Origin of the sequence: Microbacterium sp. K2, from assembly GCF_051365005.1 — a bacterium.
Lineage (GTDB): Bacteria > Actinomycetota > Actinomycetes > Actinomycetales > Microbacteriaceae > Microbacterium > Microbacterium foliorum_B.
In genome coordinates, this window is sequence record NZ_JBLWII010000001.1 from 2,038,768 (window position 1) to 2,059,543 (window position 20,776).

The 20,776-nt window shown below is 67.8% G+C and carries 19 protein-coding genes; 6 read left to right on the forward strand and 13 right to left on the reverse strand.

All coding sequences use genetic code 11. From position 1 onward, the window contains the following. Nucleotides 1-36: 36 nt before the first annotated feature. Genes ACLKOY_RS09880 through ACLKOY_RS09895 form a run of 4 tightly spaced genes read right to left on the reverse strand, consistent with a single transcriptional unit; the run spans nucleotide 37 to nucleotide 4,753 of the window. On the reverse strand, nucleotides 37-1,554 hold the full coding sequence (locus ACLKOY_RS09880; RefSeq protein WP_436453470.1) for a glycoside hydrolase family 32 protein: 1,518 nt from the start codon (nucleotides 1,552-1,554) through the stop codon (nucleotides 37-39). A 36-nt stretch (nucleotides 1,555-1,590) separates the two neighbouring features. Further along, the gene (locus ACLKOY_RS09885) at nucleotides 1,591-2,424 is read right to left on the reverse strand and encodes a carbohydrate ABC transporter permease (RefSeq protein ID WP_363572784.1); all 834 of its coding nucleotides are present in this window, start codon (nucleotides 2,422-2,424) and stop codon (nucleotides 1,591-1,593) included. 8 nt (nucleotides 2,425-2,432) lie between these two features. Then, nucleotides 2,433-3,371 (reverse strand): sugar ABC transporter permease, encoded by a 939-nt coding sequence (locus ACLKOY_RS09890; RefSeq protein WP_363572786.1) that lies wholly within the window; start codon nucleotides 3,369-3,371, stop codon nucleotides 2,433-2,435. Beyond that, the gene (locus ACLKOY_RS09895) at nucleotides 3,371-4,753 is read right to left on the reverse strand and encodes an extracellular solute-binding protein (protein WP_436453471.1); all 1,383 of its coding nucleotides are present in this window, start codon (nucleotides 4,751-4,753) and stop codon (nucleotides 3,371-3,373) included. Before ACLKOY_RS09895 ends, ACLKOY_RS09890 begins: the two co-directional genes overlap by 1 nt. Before the next feature lie 196 nt (nucleotides 4,754-4,949). On the opposite strand from ACLKOY_RS09895, the gene ACLKOY_RS09900 reads away from it, so the two are divergent. Next, nucleotides 4,950-6,023: a LacI family DNA-binding transcriptional regulator gene (locus ACLKOY_RS09900; protein ID WP_436453472.1), complete on the forward strand. Its 1,074-nt coding sequence runs from the start codon at nucleotides 4,950-4,952 to the stop codon at nucleotides 6,021-6,023. A 70-nt stretch (nucleotides 6,024-6,093) separates the two neighbouring features. Then, a complete protein-coding gene (locus ACLKOY_RS09905; protein WP_140035847.1) occupies nucleotides 6,094-6,846 on the forward strand; it encodes an SDR family NAD(P)-dependent oxidoreductase in 753 nt (250 codons plus the stop codon). 325 nt (nucleotides 6,847-7,171) lie between these two features. On the opposite strand, the gene hisD (ACLKOY_RS09910) is transcribed toward ACLKOY_RS09905, so the two are convergent. Further along, nucleotides 7,172-8,488, reverse strand: a complete 1,317-nt coding sequence (gene hisD, locus ACLKOY_RS09910) for a histidinol dehydrogenase (protein ID WP_436453473.1) — start codon at nucleotides 8,486-8,488, stop codon at nucleotides 7,172-7,174. A gap of 76 nt (nucleotides 8,489-8,564) precedes the next feature. Between hisD (ACLKOY_RS09910) and ACLKOY_RS09915 the strand changes: the two genes are divergently transcribed. After that, entirely contained in the window at nucleotides 8,565-9,491 is a 927-nt protein-coding gene (locus tag ACLKOY_RS09915) for a LysR family transcriptional regulator (RefSeq protein ID WP_436453474.1), read from the forward strand. A gap of 12 nt (nucleotides 9,492-9,503) precedes the next feature. Here ACLKOY_RS09915 and ACLKOY_RS09920 read toward each other — a convergent pair whose 3' ends face one another. The 4 genes from ACLKOY_RS09920 to ACLKOY_RS09935 form a co-directional block, all read right to left on the reverse strand. Next, entirely contained in the window at nucleotides 9,504-10,382 is an 879-nt protein-coding gene (locus ACLKOY_RS09920; RefSeq protein ID WP_436453475.1) for a nitrilase-related carbon-nitrogen hydrolase, read from the reverse strand. Next, nucleotides 10,375-11,544, reverse strand: coding sequence for a cupin domain-containing protein (locus ACLKOY_RS09925; RefSeq protein WP_436453476.1), 1,170 nt, complete (start codon nucleotides 11,542-11,544; stop codon nucleotides 10,375-10,377). The genes ACLKOY_RS09920 and ACLKOY_RS09925 overlap by 8 nt, the downstream gene beginning before the upstream one ends. A 30-nt stretch (nucleotides 11,545-11,574) precedes the next feature. Further along, nucleotides 11,575-12,555, reverse strand: a complete 981-nt coding sequence (locus tag ACLKOY_RS09930; RefSeq protein ID WP_056375351.1) for an ester cyclase — start codon at nucleotides 12,553-12,555, stop codon at nucleotides 11,575-11,577. A 135-nt stretch (nucleotides 12,556-12,690) separates the two neighbouring features. Continuing rightward, nucleotides 12,691-13,692: a LacI family DNA-binding transcriptional regulator gene (locus ACLKOY_RS09935; protein ID WP_056375350.1), complete on the reverse strand. Its 1,002-nt coding sequence runs from the start codon at nucleotides 13,690-13,692 to the stop codon at nucleotides 12,691-12,693. A gap of 100 nt (nucleotides 13,693-13,792) precedes the next feature. On the opposite strand from ACLKOY_RS09935, the gene hisD (ACLKOY_RS09940) reads away from it, so the two are divergent. Genes hisD (ACLKOY_RS09940) through ACLKOY_RS09950 form a run of 3 tightly spaced genes read left to right on the forward strand, consistent with a single transcriptional unit; the run spans nucleotide 13,793 to nucleotide 16,619 of the window. After that, on the forward strand, nucleotides 13,793-15,124 hold the full coding sequence (gene hisD / locus ACLKOY_RS09940) for a histidinol dehydrogenase (RefSeq protein WP_436453477.1): 1,332 nt from the start codon (nucleotides 13,793-13,795) through the stop codon (nucleotides 15,122-15,124). After that, on the forward strand, nucleotides 15,121-15,879 hold the full coding sequence (locus tag ACLKOY_RS09945) for an SDR family NAD(P)-dependent oxidoreductase (RefSeq protein ID WP_436453478.1): 759 nt from the start codon (nucleotides 15,121-15,123) through the stop codon (nucleotides 15,877-15,879). Before hisD (ACLKOY_RS09940) ends, ACLKOY_RS09945 begins: the two co-directional genes overlap by 4 nt. After that, nucleotides 15,879-16,619: an HpcH/HpaI aldolase family protein gene (locus ACLKOY_RS09950; protein WP_436453479.1), complete on the forward strand. Its 741-nt coding sequence runs from the start codon at nucleotides 15,879-15,881 to the stop codon at nucleotides 16,617-16,619. Before ACLKOY_RS09945 ends, ACLKOY_RS09950 begins: the two co-directional genes overlap by 1 nt. Before the next feature lie 216 nt (nucleotides 16,620-16,835). On the opposite strand, the gene ACLKOY_RS09955 is transcribed toward ACLKOY_RS09950, so the two are convergent. The 4 genes from ACLKOY_RS09955 to ACLKOY_RS09970 all read right to left on the reverse strand — a co-directional run bounded on the left by ACLKOY_RS09955 (nucleotide 16,836) and on the right by ACLKOY_RS09970 (nucleotide 20,705). Further along, entirely contained in the window at nucleotides 16,836-17,546 is a 711-nt protein-coding gene (locus tag ACLKOY_RS09955) for an alpha/beta fold hydrolase (protein ID WP_436453480.1), read from the reverse strand. A gap of 1 nt (nucleotide 17,547) precedes the next feature. Continuing rightward, nucleotides 17,548-18,456 carry a carbohydrate ABC transporter permease gene (locus tag ACLKOY_RS09960; RefSeq protein WP_056375345.1) on the reverse strand — a complete coding sequence of 303 codons (909 nt, stop codon included), beginning with the start codon at nucleotides 18,454-18,456 and terminating at the stop codon, nucleotides 17,548-17,550. Then, nucleotides 18,453-19,325, reverse strand: a complete 873-nt coding sequence (locus ACLKOY_RS09965) for a carbohydrate ABC transporter permease (protein WP_042537267.1) — start codon at nucleotides 19,323-19,325, stop codon at nucleotides 18,453-18,455. Before ACLKOY_RS09965 ends, ACLKOY_RS09960 begins: the two co-directional genes overlap by 4 nt. A 72-nt stretch (nucleotides 19,326-19,397) precedes the next feature. Further along, complete coding sequence (locus ACLKOY_RS09970) at nucleotides 19,398-20,705, reverse strand: ABC transporter substrate-binding protein (RefSeq protein ID WP_042537269.1); 1,308 nt, start codon at nucleotides 20,703-20,705, stop codon at nucleotides 19,398-19,400. Nucleotides 20,706-20,776: the final 71 nt, after the last annotated feature.

Genomic DNA, 20,776 nt, shown 5'->3' on the forward strand with positions numbered 1-20,776 from the left:
CGACACCGTCAGCTCGGCAACTTCAGCTCGGCTGCGTCAGCGCGGCACCTCTGCGACGGCGACGCGCACGTCGTGCGCCGCTCCCCCCACGGCCGCCAGCAGACAGGCGCGGCGCGAGGATGCGGGGATCAACGCGGTGAGCACCCGGTCGCCGTCCTCCGCGAACAGCTCGAGCGACGACACCCGGTCGTTCAGCGCGTCGATCCAGATCTCCCAGTCGATCTCCCCCTCACGCGCGATGGGCATCGACATCGACGCGCCCACCCCCGCCGGGGGAACCACATCGGGGCGGACGACCTCGATGCGCCCGCTCGCGCGGACCTGCCGGATGACGACCTCGCCGCCGTCTGCGGCCCCGATGCGCAGTTCGACGCTTTCTGCATCGTCGAACTCCGCCGTGACACGGATCCGCACCGCATCCGCCGGCGCAGCATCTCCCAGTCCCACGGCGACGCGACCCGCCAGCGAGCCGAGCTCGGTGATCTCGTCGGGTCCGACCTCGATCGCCGACGCCTGTCGCAGACGCACCACGCCGCTGCGGTCGCGAGTGAGCGAGAGCCTGCGAGGAAGAGTCATCGCGCTGCGGTACTCGGAAGACTCGTCGTGAGGGATGCTGCCGGCATACTGCCAGTTGTCCATCCAGGCGATCAGCGTCCGCTCGTTCCCGGCGAGGCCGTCGAACGTGACACCCGCGTAGCAGTCCGGGCCGAAGTCGATCCACCCGAAAGACTCCAGCTCCTCACGCGACAGGCTGCGGTCGACCAGGAGCTCCGACCCGGGAGTCGGGAGGGGCGAAGTCGCCCGGAAGGTCGTGCCGTCGAACTCCCCCACGACGTAGTGGGTTCCCGAACCTCCAGCGATGCCTCCCGGATTGAGGCTGATGAGCAGCACCCACCGCACGTCGTCGTCATCGCCGTCGACGGCGAGCCGGAACATGTCGGGGCACTCCCAGACTCCGCCGACGGGGCCCGCCGGCCCGTAGGACGACAGATAGGTCCACGTCGTGAGGTCGTCGGAGCGGTGGAACAGCACCTGCCGGTCCTCAGCCTCGACCGCGACCATGACCCAGTACGCGTCGGCCCCGTCGTCGTAGCGGAACACCTTCGGGTCGCGGAAGTCGCTCGTGCCCCGGTCGAGCACCGGGTTGCCCCGATACTTCGTCCAGACGTATCCGCCGTCGGTGCTGTACGCGAGAGCCTGCGCCTGGTGCCCGTCGGCGGCCGCCGTGTAGAGCGCCACCAGCGGGGGCTCTTCGGCCGTGCCGAACCCCGAGGTGTTGCCGTGATCGACGACGACGGAGCCGGAGTAGATCTGCGCCGTGTCGTCCCAGAGGATCGCCGGGGCGTGCTCGGTCCATCGTGCGAGATCGGTGCTCGTGGCGTGCCCCCAGCTCACGTCGGCGTGCGAGACCCCGTGCGGGTTGCACTGGAAGTACAGGTGGTACAGGCCGTCGTGGAAGACGAGTCCGTTCGGATCGTTCATCCAGTTGTTGCGCGGAGCGAAGTGCGCTCGTGGGCGAGTGGTGCGGACCGGGGAGAGGTCAGTGGGGGTCACCGGGGCAGTCGTCTTTCTACTTGAGGGGGGCGTGCGTCACTTGCCGACGCCCGCCGTGAGTCCTTCGCGCAGAGGCTTCTGCCCGAAGAAGAACACCAGGAGTGCGGGGATCATCGAGAGGATCACCCCGGCCAGCACCGTCGAGACGCTGCCCGTGCCGAGGTTGCCCTGCAGCGTGACCAGGCCGAGTGGCAGCGTGAAGTTCTGGTCGCTGATGGTCATGATGAGGGGTCGGAAGAACTCGTTCCAGTGATAGTTGAACGCGAGGATGCCGACGATCGCGAGCCCTGGGGTGGCCAGCGGCAGATAGACCCCGAAGAACGTGCGCCAGGGACCGGCCCCGTCGAGCTGAGCGGCCTCGCCCAGCTCGGTCGGGATGCCCATGAAGTACTGCCGCATCAGGAACGTGCCGAACGCGGTGGGGAGCGCAGGGACGATGAGCGCGAGCAGGGTGTCGGCGAGGCCCATGCCCCTCACCAGCATGAACACGGGGACGATCGTCACCTGCAGCGGCACCATCATCGTCGCGAGGATCAGCGCGAACATCAGCTTCTTGTGGCGGAACTCGTACTTCGCGAAGACATAGCCGGCCATCGCGGCGGAGAGCATCTGGCCGGCGGCGACGAGCAGCACGACCAGGGCGCTGTTCCAGGCGTAGAGCCAGATCGGGATCTTGGCGAAGACGTCGGCGAACGCGCCGAACCCGACGCTGACCTCTTGAGTCACGCTGTCGGTCGGCGACAGCGCCGTGATCAGGGTCCAGACGACGGGCCCGAGGGTGAGCAGGGCCGCGAGCCCGAGCAGGGCGAACTTGCCGCCCGTGCCGAGGGTGTAGAGCCAGGAACGCTTCGAAGACACTGTCGTGGTCATGATGGGCCTCACCCGTAGAAGACGAATCGGCGGCTCAGCCGGAACTGGATGGCCGTGACGAGCATGATGAGAAGCGTGAGCACGATGCCGATGGCCGACGCGCCACCGAAGTCGAGCTGTCGGAAAGCGGACTCGTAGATCACCATCACTGCGGTGCGGGTCTCATCACCGGGGCCACCGCGCGTCAGCACCCACGGCTGGTCGAAGATCTGCAGGGCGTTGATGATCGCCATGACGGATGCCACGAGCAGCGTCGGACTCACCAGGGGCAGCGTGATCATGCGGAACTGGGTCCACCCCGCCGCTCCGTCGAGCGAGGATGCCTCGTAGACCTCACTCGGGATGGCGGCGAGCCCGCCGATGAAGAGCAGGAACGTGAAGCCGAAGTTCTGCCACACGTAGACCAGGAGCACGACGACCTTCGCACCGAGGCCCGTCGTCAGCCATCCGACATCCGCGATGCCGATCAGGTTGAGCGTCTGATTCACGAGCCCGAATTCCTGATTGAACAGGTACGCCATGATCAGCGAGACGGATGCCGCCGACAGGATCAGCGGGAAGAACAGCGCCGACCGGAAGAAGGTGCGCAGCCAGTTCGGCATCCTCGACTGCACGAGCACCGCGAGCACCAGCGCGACCGCGAGCTGCAGGATCACGGCGACGACGACGAAGCCGATGGTGTTCAGGAACGACACGCTCACGGTCGGGTTGGCGGCCAGGTCGACGAAGTTGTCGAATCCGACGAAGACCGGTTCGGAGATGATGTCCCAGCGGAAGAAGGCCAGGACGAACGATCCGATGATCGGGATGAAGTTGAACAGGCCGAGACCGATCAGGGTGGGTGCCAGGAAGACCCAGATGATGGATCGCCCCGAGTGGGCGACCGTGCTGGTCTCGCGCCGGGACCCCGGCGGCACGGTGAGAGTGCGGGTGGTGTTCTCGGACATCAGTTTCCCCCCAGCGCGAGCTCGAGATCTCGCTGCATGGTCTCGAGCCCTCGACGGACGCCGGATGGACCGTTCGTGATGGTCGACACCACGTTCTTGAGCAGAGCGGATTCGACGGCGGCCTGCTGGGGCGGCGCCGGCATCGGACCGGTGTCGGGAAACTTGTCGAGCGTGTCGTAGAAGACCTCCCAGTGCGCAGGTCCCACCCCCGCGCCGTAGAGCTTCGCGTTGAGCGAGCGACGAGGGAGTGAGGAGTCGGGCTTCGGGTGGGCGATGGTCATGCCCTCGACCGAGACGCAGTACTTGAGCCACTCCCATGCCTCGTCCTTGCGGGGCGAGGTCTCCATGATCGCGTAGCCTCCCGCCCCGAACTGGTGCCGCTGCCCCGCCATCCGGGGGAAGTAGGTCACGTCATAGGCGTCGTTCGCGACGCCCGCCTCCTGAAGGCCGCTGACCCAGAAGCCACCGGCGGGGGTCATCCCGACCGAGCCGGTGGAGAACAGGGAGACCAGCTCGTTTCCGCCGCCCTGGGCGGGGTTCGCGGCGAGACCCTCCGAGACCATGCGCTCGAGCACCGAGAAGCTCTCGACCGCGTGCTCGTTGAGCGCGTCGGCCTGCTTCCACTCATAGCCTCCGCTGCGGGCCGGCTGGTCGGGATAGAAGCGGTCCCAGAGCCAATCGCCGCCGGTCGCCTTCTCCTCGCGCAGAAAGCTCGTGTTGTTCACGTACAGCCAGGGGACCACGCCGCCCCACAGCCTGTTGTTCCAGAAGTACGGCAGGAACTGCCCCGAAGCGCTCTTCTTCATCGCGCGGGCGGTGCCGAGGAAGTCCTCCAGCGTCCAGTTGTCGGCGGGGCGTTCCAGCCCCGCGCGCTCCATGGCCGTCGTGCTGTAGAAGACGTTCGCCGCGTTGAAGTTGTCGGGCATCTGGAACAGGCTGCCCTGATACATGAACGCCTCGATGAGTGTGGGATTCACGTCGTCGAAGTACTCCTGCATCTCCGACGCGTCGCGGCGCACATAGGCGTCGAGCGGGTGCGCGAGGCGCGAGGCGAAGAGTTGCGCCCCCTCGGTCGCGACCGTGACGACATCGGGTGGCGTGCCGGCCGCGATCATCGTGAGAATCTTGGCGAAGTACTCGCTCCAGTCCTGCCCTTGGATCGCCACGATGCGCACCGAGATGCCGGGGTGCTTGCGTTGGAAGCCGTCGACCAGCGCCTGACGCGCCACCGCGTCCTGCGCGGTGCCGAAGAGGGCGACCGTCAGCGTGTCCGTGCCGCGCCCGGGGATGTCGGCACCGGTGAGTCTCGGCCATGAGACGACGGTGCCCACGATCCCCAGTCCGATCGCGCCGAACAGAGCCCTGCGAGTGAGATCAACCACGATGTTCTCTCCTGAGTGAATGGCCTCGCAGCGAGGGAAGCGAGTCCCGACGACGAAGCTAAATTGATTCAGCATCGCCGAGATTAGCACCGCCGATGTGCGGCCGCAACGATTTTGCTAAATCAATTCAACCGCTGTGGTTCCGCGGTGCCGCATGCACTGCCTAAGCTGGAGATGTCACGACAGGAGGAACTCGGTGCCGAAGAACGTCGATCGCAGGCCGACGCTCGCCGACGTCGCCGCGCTCTCGGGTATGTCGAAGACCGCCGTGAGCATGATCCTCAACGACCGGCCGGGTTCGCGCCTCTCCGCCGATGCTGCTCGTCGGGTCCGCGCCGCCGCCGAGGAGCTCGGCTACCGACCGAATCCCGCGGCCCAGAGCCTGCGCCTCGGAAAGACGAAGACACTCGGCTTCATCTCGGATCAGATCACCGTGACCCGCTACGCCTCCGAGATGATCCGCGGCCTGCTGTCTGCGGCGAAGGAGCACGGCCACACCGTGCTGATCGCCGAGACCGAGGGCGACGACGCCACCATCTCCGACGAGATCCAGGCGATGATCGACCGCCGGGTCGACGGCATCCTGATCGGACTCCTCGGCGCCCGAATGATCGAGGTGCCCGAGACGCCCGCCGACGTGCCGGTCGTGATCGTCAACGGCACGTCGACGACGGGGCACCCCTCCGTGCTCCCCGACGAGCGCGTCGCGGGCCATGCGATGGCGCGCCTGCTCACGGATGCCGGCCACCGCCGCGTCGGCGTGATCGGCAACAACCCGCATGCGGTCTCGTCTCCCGTGCACTCGGTGACCATCGGACCGAGATTCGACGGCATCCGCGCCGCCTTCGCCGAGGCCGGAGTCGAGCCGTTCATCATGGACGTCCCCGAGTGGAACCCCGACATCGGCTACACGCGCACGCTGCAGATGCTCGACGCGCACCCCGACATCACGGCGATCCTGGCCGGCAACGACGGCGTGGCATTCGGCACGTATCAGGCGATCGCGGAGCGCGGGCTCCGCGTGCCCGACGACATCTCGGTGGCCTCCTTCGACGACGAGGAGCTTGCCGGCTTCCAGCGACCGGGGCTCACGACCGCGCGGCTCCCCTACGACGTGATGGGGCGCACAGCGGTCGAGATGCTGCTCGGCGAGCGCCCGCTCGATGCCGTGCTGATCCCGATGCCGGTCGTCGAGCGCGCCTCGATCCGGGCCGTGGATCGACCGGCCGAGATTCATTCAGGCGAATCCATCTCCGCTTCGGAGGCGTAGGCTGGGAGCCGAGGACGGACCGTCCGAGAAGATCTCCCGGCACCGCGACCGTCCGGAAGAGGAGTCACTCGTGGCTCAGTACGACGTCTCGAACCGCTCGGCGATCGTGACGGGAGCAGGCAGCGGAATCGGACGCTCGACCGCTCTCCTGCTCGCTCAGAACGGCGCAGCCGTGGTCGTCAACGATCTGAACGCGGAGCACGCGAACGCGGTCGTCGAAGAGATCCGCGCCGCCGGCGGCACCGCGGAGGCATCCGTCGGAGATGCGACCGACACCGACTGGATCGCCAGCTCGGTCGAGCTCGCGAACACTCTCGCCCCGCTGCGCATCGGCGTCAACAACGCGGGCATCGGCGGAGCATCCGCCCCCACCGCCGAGTACGACGACGCCGCGTGGGACAAGGTCATCTCGATCAACCTCAACGCCGTCTTCCGCAACATGAAGGCGCAGATCCCCTCGATCCTCGCGAACGGCGGCGGCTCGGTCGTCAACATCGCCTCGATCCTCGGCAGCGTCGGCTTCGCCGGCTCTCCCGCCTATGTCGCGGCCAAGCACGCGGTCGTCGGCATGACCAAGTCGGCCGCCCTCGAGTACTCCGCTCAGGGCGTGCGCGTGAACTCGGTCGGCCCAGGCTTCATCGACACCCCGCTGCTCGCCAGCATGGATGCCGCGGCGAAGGAGTTCCTCGTCAGCAAGCACCCGATCGGCCGTCTCGGCCAGGCCGACGAGGTCGCGAACCTCATCGCCTTCCTCGCCAGCGACGCCGCCAGCTTCATCACCGGCAGCTACCACCTCGTCGACGGCGGCTACACCGCCCTCTGAGGTTCAATGGCCGCGCGCCTTGTCGCCCCGTTTCGGTCGTCGTCCGGGGCCGTCGGCAGGGCAACAGCACGGATGCAGGACTCAACCACCCGCATGATCCTGCATCCGTGCCTCGGTCCTGCGTCCGAAACCGGTCAGTTCCCGCATCCGCCGGCATCCGGCCCCACCTCCGGCGCCGCAGCCCAGGCACCCCGGCCCGTCTGCAGGTCGAAAGCACGGATGCAGGACGAGATCGGCGATCTCGCCCTGCATCCGTGCCTCGGTCCTGCATCCGGCCCCGACCTACCCGTCGGCATCGGATGCAGGACGATGGCGGCACGCCCCGTCAGGCGAGACGGTCCAACCGCAGCGTGGCCGTCGCGCTGTGCGCGGCCATCCCCTCGGAGTCGGAGATCACCTGCACGGCATTCGCGAGCTCGGGCGTCGCCTCGCGGCTGATGCGCTGATAGGTGAGAGGCTTCAGGAAGCGCGAGACCGAGAGACCCGCGCTGTGCTTCGCCCCACCCGCGGTCGGCAGCACGTGGTTGGTGCCGGCCATGCCCTTGTCCGAGTAAGCCACGGTGCTCCAGGGCCCGATGAAGATCGAGCCGTAGTTGCGCAGATTCTCGTGGTACCACTCGTCGTCGGCCGTGAGCAGCTCGAGGTGCTCGGGGGCGAGGTCATCCATGAGGGCCGCGGCGGTCTCGCGGTCCTTCGCGACCGTGACCACGCCGTAGTCGCGCCAGGCAGCTCCGGCGATCTCGACGGTCGCCAGGGTCTCGAGCTGACGCTCGATCTCGGCGATCACAGCGTGGCCGTGCTCCTCGGATGTCGTGATGAGCGCCGCAGGCGAGTTCGGCCCGTGCTCCGCCTGACCCAACAGGTCTGCGGCCACGAGCACCGGGTCGGCGGTCTCGTCCGAGATCACCGCGACCTCGCTCGGCCCCGCCAGCAGGTCGATCGCGACGGTGCCGAAGAGCTGACGCTTGGCCTCGGCGACGAACGCGTTGCCCGCACCGACGAGCATATCGACGGGCAGGTCGCCGAGCAGTCCGTAGGCCATTGCTGCGAGCGCCTGCACCCCGCCGATCACGAACACCCGGTCGACTCCCGAGAGGTGCGCCGCGTACACGACCGCGTCGTTCGCTGCGCCATCGGGCTGCGGAGGGGTGCATGCGATCACGGTCGGCACGCCGGCGGCCTTCGCCACACCCACGGTCATGAAGGCGCTCGCGGTGAGCGGGAATCGACCGGCAGGCAGGTAGGCGCCGACCCGCGACACTGGGACGTACTTCGCGCCGGTCACGATGCCGGGCACGAATTCCGTCTCGAAATCGGTCAGGTGCTCACGCGACGCGCGGGCGAACGCCTGAGTCCGCTCGGCGCCGAGCTCGATCGCCGCCCGCAGGTCGGGGTCGAGACGGTCGCCGCTGCTCGCGATCTGCTCGGCAGTGAGCTCGATGTCGGCGCCCTGGTAGTTGTCGAGCTTCCTGGCGTAGTCGAGCACAGCGTCCAGACCGCGCTCGCGGATGTCGGCGAGCATGTTCGTCACGGTCTCGATGACAGCCGGATCACGCTGCGCGGCGGGCGCGTCGATGAGAGGGGTCTTGAGGTGGTGGAAGTCGCCGTCGTAGCGGGCGAGGACAGCTGAGGAGTAACGCATGCAGGAAGGCTAGATCCGCCGCATCCACGAGACAAGCCTGATGATACGTGGTGATCCATCGGGTTTACCATTGGCTATGACCATCACGCAACTGACGGCCTTCCTCGCGGCGCTCGAGGACGGCTCGTTCACGGCGGCGGGCAGGACTCTGGGCATGACGCAGGCCTCCGTCTCCGAGCTCGTCGCGCGCCTCGAACGCGAACTCGGCGTGACCCTCTTCACCCGCGGCAGCAGGCGCCTCGTGCCGACGGCCGCCGCGCTCGAGCTTCGCCCCCACGCGGCGCAGGCCGTGAGCGCGGTGCAGAACGGCATCGACACCATCCAGGCGCTCACGTCGCTGGACCGCGGCACCTGCACGTTCGGCGTGCTGCGCAACGCGGCCTACTACGCGCTCGCGGATCTGGCCGAGACCTTCCATCACCGGCATCCGAACGTGCGACTGCGGCTCGTCGGCATCAACTCGGCGCACGTCGCCCGCTCGATCGCCGCCGGCGAGCTCGAAGCCGGCCTGCTGGTTCTTCCGGTCGACGAGGACGGTCTCGAGGTGCGCCCGCTGTTCCGTGACGAGGTGCTCTATGCCTCGGCCACCCGCGAGCCCGACGCTCCGGCCGTCACGATCGACGAGGTCGCCGACGCCAAGCTCGTGCTCTACGACGCCTTCGCCGGATGGGACGATCCCACACGGCGCCAGCTCCTCGAACGCGCACGGCTGCGGGGGCTCACCATCGAGCCGGCGGTCGAGGTCGAGCACGTCGAGACGGCGCTCAGCCTGGTCGCGGCGGGCACCGCCGACACGATCGTGTCGCGCTCGATCGCCGAGTCCGACGCGTTTCCGTCGGGCATCCGCACCTTCCCGTTCGCCGAGCCGATGCACGACACCATCGCGCTCGTGCAGCGCGAGGGAGTGCTGCTGTCGCCCGCGACGCAGAAGCTGGCCGAGCTGGCAGAGCGGATGCTGCGCGAACGACTGCCGGAGCACGAGGGGCGCACGGCGCTCGACTGATCCGCGACCGCGTCAGTACAGGTCGGCCCGGCGGTCGGCGAACAGGTCGTTGTGCGGCGGCAGCGCCTTGCCACGAGCGGCGTCGAGCGACAGCACGGCCGTGGCTCCCATGACGGCTCGGAACGCGACGATCCAGCCCTGCTCGTCGATGATCGCCGTGCCGTCGGTCCAGTCGACCCCGCGCTCGGATCCCCACCGATCTGCGATCACGACGGGCAGCCGAGACGACCGGGCCGCTGCCATCGCCTGGATCAGCTCGGGAGCGTGCTCGCCCTCGGGTCGCGGCACGAGGGGCCAGTTGACGGGCAGCGCGAGCACGTCAGCGCCCGCGAGCGCGAGCCTGCGCGGCACCTCGGGGAACTCGTTGTCGTAGCAGAGCGCCACGCCGAGGCGACCGAACGGCGCATCAACCACGAGCCCGGCCTCGGGTCCGCTGTCGAAGATCAGCTTCTCGGCGCCCCAGAGGTGCGCCTTGCGGTAGTCGGCGAGGCGCACCTCGCGGGTGAGGACCGCGGCGGTGTTGAACAGACGATCGCCGTCGCTCTCGGCATACCCCACCACGACGACGGCGCCCTCGGGGATCGCCTCCTGCACCGAAGACCACCGCGGGTCGCCGGCGGTCAGAGCGGCGCCGAGCGCCTCCTCACGATCGGCGAACACGTACCCGCTCGTGGCCAGCTCCGGCAGCACGATCAGCTGAGCGCCGCGGCGCGCGGCCGCAGCGATCGCCGAGCGGATGCGGTCGAGGGTGCCGTCGACATCGCCGATCACGATCTCGGGTGAGATCGCGGCGACACGCGGCGAACCGGCATCCGCTGCGCCGACACCCGCGGAGGAGACGCCGGAGCGCGAGGAGCCGGAAGCCCCTCGCGCCCCTGCGCTCTCAGTCATCCTCGGTTGCGGTGACCATCACTCCGAGAGGGGCCAGGTAGCCGTTGGGGTCGATGGTCCAGTCGGCGGCGGCCGCCGCCTCGACGACCTCCGGAGCCCACTCGAGGTAGACGCGGTCGTCGCCGCCGTTGATCACGAGCACCGTACCGGTTCCGGTCTCATCGCCCTCGACGCAGACGTACGAGCGCCAGCTGCCCTCGGGCACCGAGAAGGTGTCGCCCGCGCCCAGCGTGACCGTGGTCGACGGGTCGCCGTTGAGCGTGACCTCCCAGCGACCGGTCTTGAACAGCAGCGCCTGCGTCTTGTCATGGCGGTGGCGAAGCACGCCCTGTCCCGCCTCGGCACGCACCCACGCGAGGTTGAACGAGTGCGGTTCGGTCACGTTCGGCACCTGACGGCGGTTCTCGCTCATGCCGTAGCCGATGGCGGTGGCGAGCTCGACGTGGCCGCCGTCGACCGCTGCGCAGAGCAGTGCCGCCGACGAGTACTTGCGGTCACCCGGTTGGATGACCCGCGAGCGCATGTCCTCGACCGTGTAGGTCGTGAGCTCGTCGATGTAGTGCTGCTTCATCGGCGTGATCAGGGGCACGTCGTCGGGCAGCACATCGCCCGCGACGGTGTCGATGAGCTTGTTGTCGGCCGTGAGGTGCAGGCCATACGACTCCGCCTCGCGAAGCACCGACGGGCCCCAGATGATGCCGCCGTTGTCATCGCGGCCGAGCACCGTGTAGAGGATGCCGTCGTCCGGCCCCTCGTTCGTGAAGCCGCGGAAGATCCAGGTGGGGATCGTGACGATGTCACCGTCGTGGCTGATGTACTCGCCCTGCTTGCCGTCGACCCCCCAGCGGAGTCGGAACTCGCCGCCGAGGTTGATGAACACCTCTGCGGTGAAGTGCAGGTGCAGGTTGTTCGAGATGCCGTTCGGCATGCCGGCGGCCCCGGTGTTGAAGCCGTGGTTCACCTCGAGGTTCACGTACTGGCTCGCGTTCTGCGAGACACCGGCGCCGATGAACGAGTAGTTCTCCTTGCGGTCGGAACCCGGGGTGCGGCAGTCGATGAACGCCGAGTTGCACGGCACCCAGTCGGACCGACGGATGGTGCGGCGTGCGATCTCGTCCGCGGGGACGATGACGTCGACCTGGTCGACGATGGCGTTGCTCATTTCTTCTTCTCCTTGTCGATCAGTCGCTGATCAGTAGATGTTGCTGAAGGCCGCAGGCTCGTCGCCGCGAACGCCCGCAATCTGGGCGCGCAGGGCGATGTCGTCCCACAGGCGCACCTCTTTGACGAGGGCTCCCTGGTGGAATGTGAACTGCGAGATGCCGATCAGGTCGATCGGCTTGCCGGTGAGGCTGCCGTAGTTCGGCACGCCGTTGTAGTCGCCCACGAACTTCCAGGTGACGGCGACGCGCAGGCCCGCATAGCGCACGTCGTAGTTGGTCTGGATGTCGCGGATCTCGAACTGTCCCGCGGGGAACGACTCGAGGAACCGCAGCAGCGCCCGACGGTAGCCCTCGGGACGGATGACGACCCGGTTGCCGACCGTGAGCAGCACGAGGTCGCGGTGGAAGAACTTCTCGACCTTCTGCAGGTCGCGGTCGTTCCAGACCGTCTGGATCATGTCGATCACGGTCTCGACCTCGGAGCGGTAGTCGTCGGGGCGCGCACCGGAGTCGCCCTTCGCGATCGGATCGGCGGGGGCCGGCTCGGTCCATGATCCGGTGTATCCGCGGAAGGCCTGGGCGCGGGCGAGCTCATCGACGTCGAGGCCGCTCTCGAGCGCACCGGCGAGCGAGTCCCGCACCACCCACTCCTCGACCATGCGCCCCTTGCGGTACAGGCAGTTGGCGATCGTGCGGCTGTGCGACGACGTCTGCAGATGCCCGGAGAGCACGAGGTGCGAGCTGAGGAACGCGTCGTCTCCACGGGCCTCCCAGATCACGTCCTCCGCCTGGCCGGTGCGATCGGGCGTCGCCGAGATGCGCATGAGCGTTCCCTCGATGACCTCCTGCCGCGTGGTCGAGGTGCCGTAGGCGCCGTGCACGATCGAGTCGGGCTCGTAGTTTTCGCGGATGAAGCTGATCGACCGATCGACCCAGATCAGATCGGTGACCTCACGGATGAAGTCGTCGGGGTCTTTGTACGGCAGGTAAGCAACCGGGTCGAGAGACACGCTTTTCACTCCTTCGAGACGCGAAGCTGCGGTTCATCGGTGATCGCTGGCTTCGTCTTCGTCAGTGTATGCGTATGCACAAACCAGCGCAAGAGATGATCCTGCGCACACGGTGATCATCGCCGAGCGGCGGGGTCAGCCGGCGTGCGGGGCCGCGAGAGTGCGCCGCGGCACGAAAGCGGATTCGAAGCGCGTCTTCTCGAGTGCGGCGTCCGGGTCCTCGATGCGACGCACGATGAGGTCTGCGGCGGTGCGCGCCATGCCGGCGATGTCGTATCCGATCGTGGCCAAGTCGATGATGGGCCAGGCCGCCTCGGGCAGATCGTCGAAGCCGAGGACCGAGAGGTCCTCCGGCACACGCAGACCCGCGCGGTGGGCGGCGTTGAGCGCCCCGTATGCGACCACGTCGTTGCCGCAGAACAGGAGGGTCGGGCGGTCTGCTCCGGCGAGGATCTCGGATGCCGCCGCCTCACCCTCGGCTGCTCCGTACGGAACCCGCCGCACATCGCTCTCGTGCAGCGTCACGCCCTCGGCGACGAGGGCGTCGCGCAAGGCCGCCTCTCGGCTCTGCGCCGTGCTGGTGTTGCTCGGTCCGAGCACCGCTCCCACGCGCGTGTGACCGAGCTCGACCGCCCGCCGGACAGCGTCGCGATAGCCCGGCGCGGGATCGACGACGGTGGCATCCGCCTCGACGAACGAGCCGGTGCGATTGAAGTACACGAAAGGCAGGCCGCGGTCCTTCAGGCGCAGCGGTGCGACGGACTCGACCGTGGTGGTCGCGAGGATCACGCCGTCGAGACCGTTGGCGAGCAGCCGTTCGACGATCGTGTCGTTGTCGGCCGACTCGGTGTGCAGCATCAGCTGGTAGCCGAGGGTCTCGAGCTCCCGGTGCACCGGGGCGATGATGTGCGAGTAGAACTGGTTGTCGAGATCGGTCAGCAGCAGGCCGATGCGCCGGGTTCGACCCGACGACAGGGCACGCCCCGCCTCGCTCGGCACGTAGCCAAGCAGCTGGGCCGCTTCGCGCACCCTGAGCTTCGTCGCCTCGGACACTCGCGCATCGTCGCGCAGCGCCCGAGACACCGTCGGCTGCGAGACACCCGCCAAGCGGGCCACATCACGACTCGTGACGACCATCTGGCGCCTCCCCCTCGATCTCACGAATTCTACTGCTCTTGACGCCCGAATGCATACGCGGTCATAATCAGCACATACGTATGCAACGGAAGGAAGGGCCATGCCCCTGCATCTCAAGACCGCGCCGACGAAGACGTTCGCGGACACCGCTCAGCAGGACGTCGCCGAGCGGGTGAGGGGAATCATCGACGACATCCGCGAGAACGGCGACGTCGCCGTGCGTCGGTATGCCGAGCAGTTCGACAACTGGAGTCGCGACTCGTACCGACTCTCCGAGGAGGAGATCACGGAGATCATCGGCACGCTCGATGCGCAGGTGATCACCGACATCGAGTTCGTGCAGAGCCAGGTGCGCCGTTTCGCGCAGGCGCAGCGCGATTCACTGGTCGACATCGAGGTCGAGACCCTTCCGGGGGTGTTCCTCGGCCAGAAGCACGTGCCCGTGCAGGCCGCAGGGGCATACATCCCCGGAGGCAAGTACCCGCTGACGGCGTCCGCGCACATGACGATCATCACCGCCAAGGTGGCGGGGGTCCCTCGGGTCGTCGCGTGCACCCCGCCCATCCGTGGCGAGATCCCCGCTGCGACCGTGGCCGCGATGAAGATGGCCGGCGCCGACGAGATCTACATCCTCGGAGGAGTCCAGGCCGTCGCCGCGATGGCCGTCGGCACCGACTCGATCGAGCCGGTGAACATGATCGCCGGGCCGGGCAACGCCTACGTCGCCGAGGCCAAGCGGCAGCTGTTCGGTGAAGTCGGCATCGACCTGTTCGCCGGCCCCACCGAGATCCTCATCGTCGCCGACGAGCACGCCGACCCGTTCTTCACCGCGGTCGACCTGCTCTCTCAGGCGGAGCACGGACCCGACTCGCCCGCCGTGCTCGTGACGACGTCGCAGGCGCTGGCCGAAGAGGTCATGGACTGGATCGAGAAGATCCTTCCCGGCATGCCCACGCGCGACTACGCGGGCCCGGCCTGGCGCGACTGGGGTCAGGTGATCGTCGCCGACGACCTCGACGAGGCCTATCGGATCGCCGACGACTTCGCCTTCGAGCACGTGCAGATCTTCACCCAGAACCCGCGCGAAGCTCTGACGAAGATGCACGACTACGGCGCGCTGTTCCTCGGCGAGAACACGTGCGTCTCCTACGGCGACAAGGTGATCGGCACCAACCACGTGCTGCCGACGCTCGGCGCTGCCCGGTACACGGGCGGGCTCTGGGTCGGCAAGTATCTGCGCACCGTGACGTACCAGGAAGTGCAGAACACCGAGTCGTCGGTCGAGCTCGGCGCCGTCTGCGGGCGCGCTGCCCGGGTCGAGCTGTTCGAGGGCCACGCCCGCTCGGGTGACGCTCGTGCCTGGCGTCATGCCGGCACGGAATTCGCCTGGATCGAAGAGAGCCACGCCGCGGTCGGCGCGGAGACGCGATGACCGACCTCTCCGGTCGCACGGCAGTGGTCACCGGCGGCGGCAGCGGACTCGGGGCGGCTATCGCTTGGTCGTTGCACGCCGCCGGTGCGCACGTCGTGGTGGTCGGGCGCGACGCCGCGAAGCTCGACCGCGTCGCGGCCGACCTCGGGTCACGGGCGCGGGGGATATCGTGCGACGTGTCTGACCCGGCATCCATCGACGCGCTCCGCGAGCAGCTCGCCGGCACCGATGTCTCGATCCTGGTGAACAACGCCGGCATCCCCGGCCCCGTCGCGGCTCTCACCGACATCGACGTCGCCGACTGGGACGAGGTGTTCGCCGTGAACGTGCGCGGCACCTTCCTGCTCTGCAAGGCACTGCTGCCCGGAATGGTCGAGCGCGGCGACGGCGACGTCATCAACGTGGCATCCGTCTCTGGCAAGCGTCCGCTCGCGCATCGCACTCCCTACTGCGCCTCGAAGATGGCCGTGATCGGACTCACGTCGACGCTCGCGTTCGAGGTCGGCCCCGCCGGCGTGCGTGTGAACTCGCTCTCCCCCGGCCCGGTGCAGGGCCCACGGATGGAGCGCAACTTCCGCCTCGAGGCCGAGCGCTCGGGCACGAGCATCGACGATGCCGAGCAGGCGTTCGTGTCGCGTGCGGCTCTCGGCCGCATGGTGACGGAAGACGAGGTCGGCGCGGCGGTCATCGCGATGCTCGCGATGCCGGGCATGTGCGGCGCCGACATCGACCTCTCGGCCGGGATGGTGGCCTGATGCCGTCGCTGCGCGCCAGGGCACGGGCGGGCGAGAAGCTGATCGGCGCCCTGCTGCGGATGCCGTCGGAAGAGCTCGTCGAGATGCTCGCCGTCGCCGAGTTCGACTTCGTCCTGATCGACTGCGAGCACGGACCGGCCGACCTCGTCGCGCTGCGTCAGCACATCGCGCTCGCGCAGGTGCACGACGTGCCGGTCATCGTGCGCGTCGGCGAGGGCGATCGGGATCAGATCCTACGGGTGCTCGATCAGGGAGCCGAGGGCATCCTGGCTCCGCACCTCGACACGACTGCGGATGCCGAGGCGCTGGTCGCCGCGGCGATGTACCCCCCGGTCGGGTCGCGCGGGTTCGCGACGTACAGCCGGGCAGGGCGCTTCGGTCTCGTCGACCCCGCCGAGCACCGCGAGTGGTGGCTCGAGAACACTCTGGTGCTCGGCATGATCGAGTCGCCCCGCGGCGTCACGAACGTCGATGCGCTCGTCACTGCGCCGCGCCTCGACGGCATCATGGTCGGTCCGGCCGATCTCGCGGCCAGCTCCGGCCCGGATGATGAGCCCGTGCCGCAGGCCATCGCCGCCGTGCACTCGGCCCTCGCACGCGCCGGTTCGCTGCGCATGGACATCGTCGGCACGCGGGATGCGGCAAGCGCGGCCTTCACCGACGGCGCCGACCTCGTGGTCTACAACCTCGCCTCCTCCCTCATGGCGCATCTGCGCGGACTGGCGACGCCCGAGCGCTGAGCCCGCCGCCGCATCCCCACCCTCGGGCCTCGCGGCCGCATCCCGACCCCTCGGGCCTCGCGGCCGCATCCCCACCCCTCGGGACCCGCGGCCTCATCCCGACCCTTCGGGAGGAGAACTGCGCTTCGGGAGGAGAGATTCACGGATTCTCTCCTCCCGGGGCGCAGTCCTCCTCCCGAGAGGACGCCGCGCGACGGCGCCCGAGCGTCTGTGGGCTCAGATGCGGAGGTGCGAGCGCCACGACCCCACGAGTCCACCGAATTCCCGCGGCCTCTCGAGCGGCAGCAGGTGGCCGGCATCCAGAGACACGAGCCGTGCGTCCGGCATCGCCGACACGATCTCGGTGTGGAAGCGCGGCGGGCAGATGACGTCGTCGAGTCCGGAGACGACGAGCGTCGGCATGGTCAGTCCGCCCAGTCGCGACAGCAGATCGGTGCGTGTGAGCTGCATCCGCAGCTGAGCCCGCAGCCGCTCGGCCCCGGTCTCCTCGCCCATGCGCAGCGTGCGCTCCACGAGGTCGGGACGATCTCGCACGACGTTCTCTCCGAGCAGAGGCTGGAGGATGCTGTCCTGCAGCGCTCGCGGCTCAGCACCACCTTCGAGAGCATCCAGCCAGCTCGTCCAGCCGGAGCGCTGCGCATCGGTCGGCGCCTTGGCGTTGGTCGACACGAGGCAGAGCCCCGCGACACGCGTCGAAGCGGCGAGCGCGAGCGCCATGCCGACGATGCCGCCGAGCGAGTGCCCGACCACGATGAACGAATCGGGCAGCTCGTCGAGCAGCGCATCGACCTGCCCCGAGACGGTGGGGCGATCCAGCACCGGCCGGATCGCCCCACCTGCTCCCCCTCCGAAACCGCCGTCCTCCCATAGATCGGCGGTGCAGTTCATGCCGGCCAGCAGCACGAGCGGCGGCACCGCGACCGCCATGTCAGCCCTTCACAGCGCCGTCGCTGAGGCCGGCGACGAGGTACTTCTGCGCGATGAACGCGATCACGAACACCGGGATCGTGAGCAGCATGGATGCGGCTCCCGCCTGTTGCAGCATCGGCAGGGTCTGCCCGAGCTGGGTGGCGATGAAGACCGGCACGGTCTTCGAAGAGGTGTCGGTGAGCACGAGAGCCGTCAGGTACTCCTGGAACGCGAACAGGAAGACGAAGATACCGGCCGTCAGGATGCCGGGGCCCATCAGCGGGATCATGACCCGGCGCAGCATCCCGATCCTGGTGCATCCGTCGATCATGGCGGCCTCGTCGAGCTCCCGGGGGATCTCGGCGAAGAAGTTGCGCAGCAGCCAGATCGTGAACGGCTGGTTGATCGCGACGAGGGCGATCGCCAACGCGAACGTCGTGTCGTAGATGCCGAGCGCCCTGCTGATGTCGTACATCGGCAGCACGACCGAGAAGCGCGGGAGCGCCCGGAAGATCAGGGCGAGCACCAGCAGCAGCGCCGAAACATAGCTCGGGAACCTCGAGAGCGCGTACGCCGCGGGGATGCCGATGACCAGCGCGAGCACGGTCGAGACGACGGCGACCACGAGGGTGTTGACGAGGTAGTCCGCGAAGTAGGTCGTCTCCCACAGGTTGACGAAGGCCTGCAGCGTGGGCTCGTAGTCCCAGAACACCGGCGGGTTCGAGAACGCGACGTCTGTGGGCTTCGTGACCGACAGCGCCATCCAGATGAACGGGCTGAGCATCACGATGCAGAGGATGCCGAGCAGCAGTCCGGTGACGACCGGGGGGCGGTTCGGTCCGCGCCGCTTGCGCTTCGATGCGCCGCTGGTGATGATCGCCCGGGTGGAGAGCTCGGAGTCGGAGAGCTCGGAGGTCGTGAGGCTCATCGTTCTGCCTTCGCTTCCTTGAAGATGCCCCGGATGAACGGGATCAGCATGATGAGGATGAGGACGATGGTGAGCACGTTGATCGCGCTGCCGAGGCCGAGGTTCTGTGCGCCGTCGGCGAAGGCGACCGAGTAGACGTAGAGCATGATCGACTCGTTGCCGATCGACTGCGCCTGCGGCGACAGGGGGATCAGGTTGTCGAACATCCTCAGGACGTCCATGATCGTGATCAGCGTCACGAACCCGAGCACCCCGCGAATGGTCGGGATGATCACGCTGATGTGGGTCTGGAAGGCGTTCGCTCCGTCGATCTTCGCGGCTTCCTTCAGTTCGTTCGGCACCCCCTGCAGCCCCGCCAGGATGATCAGCATCGCGAACGGGAGCATCGACCAGACAGTGTTCGCGATCACGAGGATCGCGTTGGGAACCTGGTCGGTGAACCAGAGCACCTGGGTGCCGCCCATCAACCCGATGAACCGGTTGACGACGCCGCCGAAGCTGTCGTCGAACAGCCACGAGAACGCCACAGCCCCCACGAGGTTGGGCAGCACATACGAGACGAGCAGGATGCCGAGTACCAGCGGACGGGACGTCGTGATCCTGTTGACGCCTGTCGCGATGATGTACCCGAACACGAGCAGGATCACGGTCGTGATGACCGTGACGATCACGGTGAAGGCGACCGCCCGGTGGAAGCGCGGATCAGTCAGCGCGTAGACGAAGTTGTCGAGCCCGACGAACGATCCGGGTGAGCCGTAGCGGACCTGCTCGAAGCTCCACTGCACCGTGCGCACCAGGGGGAGCACGAGGAGCGCCCCCATCACCAGCAGGCTCGGTGCGAAGAGCAACCAGAACTCGCGTGTCTTCATAAGCGTCCTCCCTTGGACGAGCTGTGGCCTGAACTCGCGCTCAGGCCACAGCCGCGGACCGGCGGTCCTGGATCAGCCGACGAAGGACTCGCCGGTTGCCTGCATCTGCGCCAGCCCGTCGTCGACGGAGACGTTGCCGTTGAGGATCTCGACGAGGATCGGGCGGATCTCGTTCGTCAGGTCGGCCAGCACCGGCGACACGATCGGCGGCATCGCCGAGGCGATCGAGTCGTTGGCGGCGGCGCCGTACGGCGAGTTCTCTTCGGTGACCATCCCCTCGCGGGCCGGGTAGGCCGCCGGAACGGATGCCGTCGACGCGTCTTCGCTGACGGCCGAGGCCATCATCTGGAAGAGCATGTCGTGGTCGAGCTTCGTGTTGAACGGAATCGACCATCCGTCGATCGACAGGCGGTTGTAGGAGTAGTCGGCGTCAGTCGTGAGCTTGGGCGCCCCCGCGAAGCCGAACGAGTCGGAGAGCTTCGAGTTTTCCGGCAGCGTCAGGTCGATCATCCGGCCCGAGAACATGATCGACATGGCCGCAGTGCCGTTGAACATCTGCTGCTGCACCTTGGGCTGGTCGAAGGTCGTGACCTGCGGATCCATGTACGGCTTGAGCGCGAGCATCGCCTCGACGGCTTGCTTGGCCTCGGGGCCGTCGAGCGTCACGTCGCCGTCGGCGTTCACGAAGTCGGCGCCGAGCGAGTTCATCGCGGCCTGGAAACCGGTGGAGACGTCGCTCGTCGCGAGCCACGGCAGCGCGATCGGGTAGTCCATGAGCCCCTCGGCCTGGATCGCCTCGGCGGCGGAGATCATCTCGTCGAAGGTGGTCGGCACCTCGAGCCCCAGGTCGTCGAAGACATCCGTGCGGTATGCCATGACGAACATCTGCGCCTGCATCGGGATGGCGTAGATGTCGCCGTCGTACGACATGCCCTCCACCATCGACTCGCTGATCTCGCCCAGACCGTAGTCGTCGGCATACTTGTCCCAGAGGTCGTTCAGCGGAACGAGCTTCTTCTCTTCGGCAAAGCCCGGGATGACGAATCCGTAGGTTTCGAGGATGTCGTAGGTGCCCGAGTCGCCGGCGAGCGTCGCCGTGGTCTTGGTCACCTGCCCGCCGAAGTCGATCGGGTCGTGCTTCAGCGTCACGTCGTCGTTCGAACAGCTCGACACCATGGTGTCGGTGAACGGGTCGATCGCCGAGGAGTTGTAGGCGAGGACGTTGACCGTGGTCTTGCCCTCCGGAGCCGTGTAGTCACACGACACCGTTGTCGAGTTCGCGTTGTCGGTGCGGGTCCCGGCGCCGCAGCTGGAGAGGGCGATCATGCCCACCGCTGCGAGGGCGAGTACCGGCAGTGCCCGATGCTTGATATGTCCCATGACGCTGATGGTATACGTATGCAACGGACTTAGGGAAGCCTATATTCCAGGAATTCTTGAGGATTGAATAC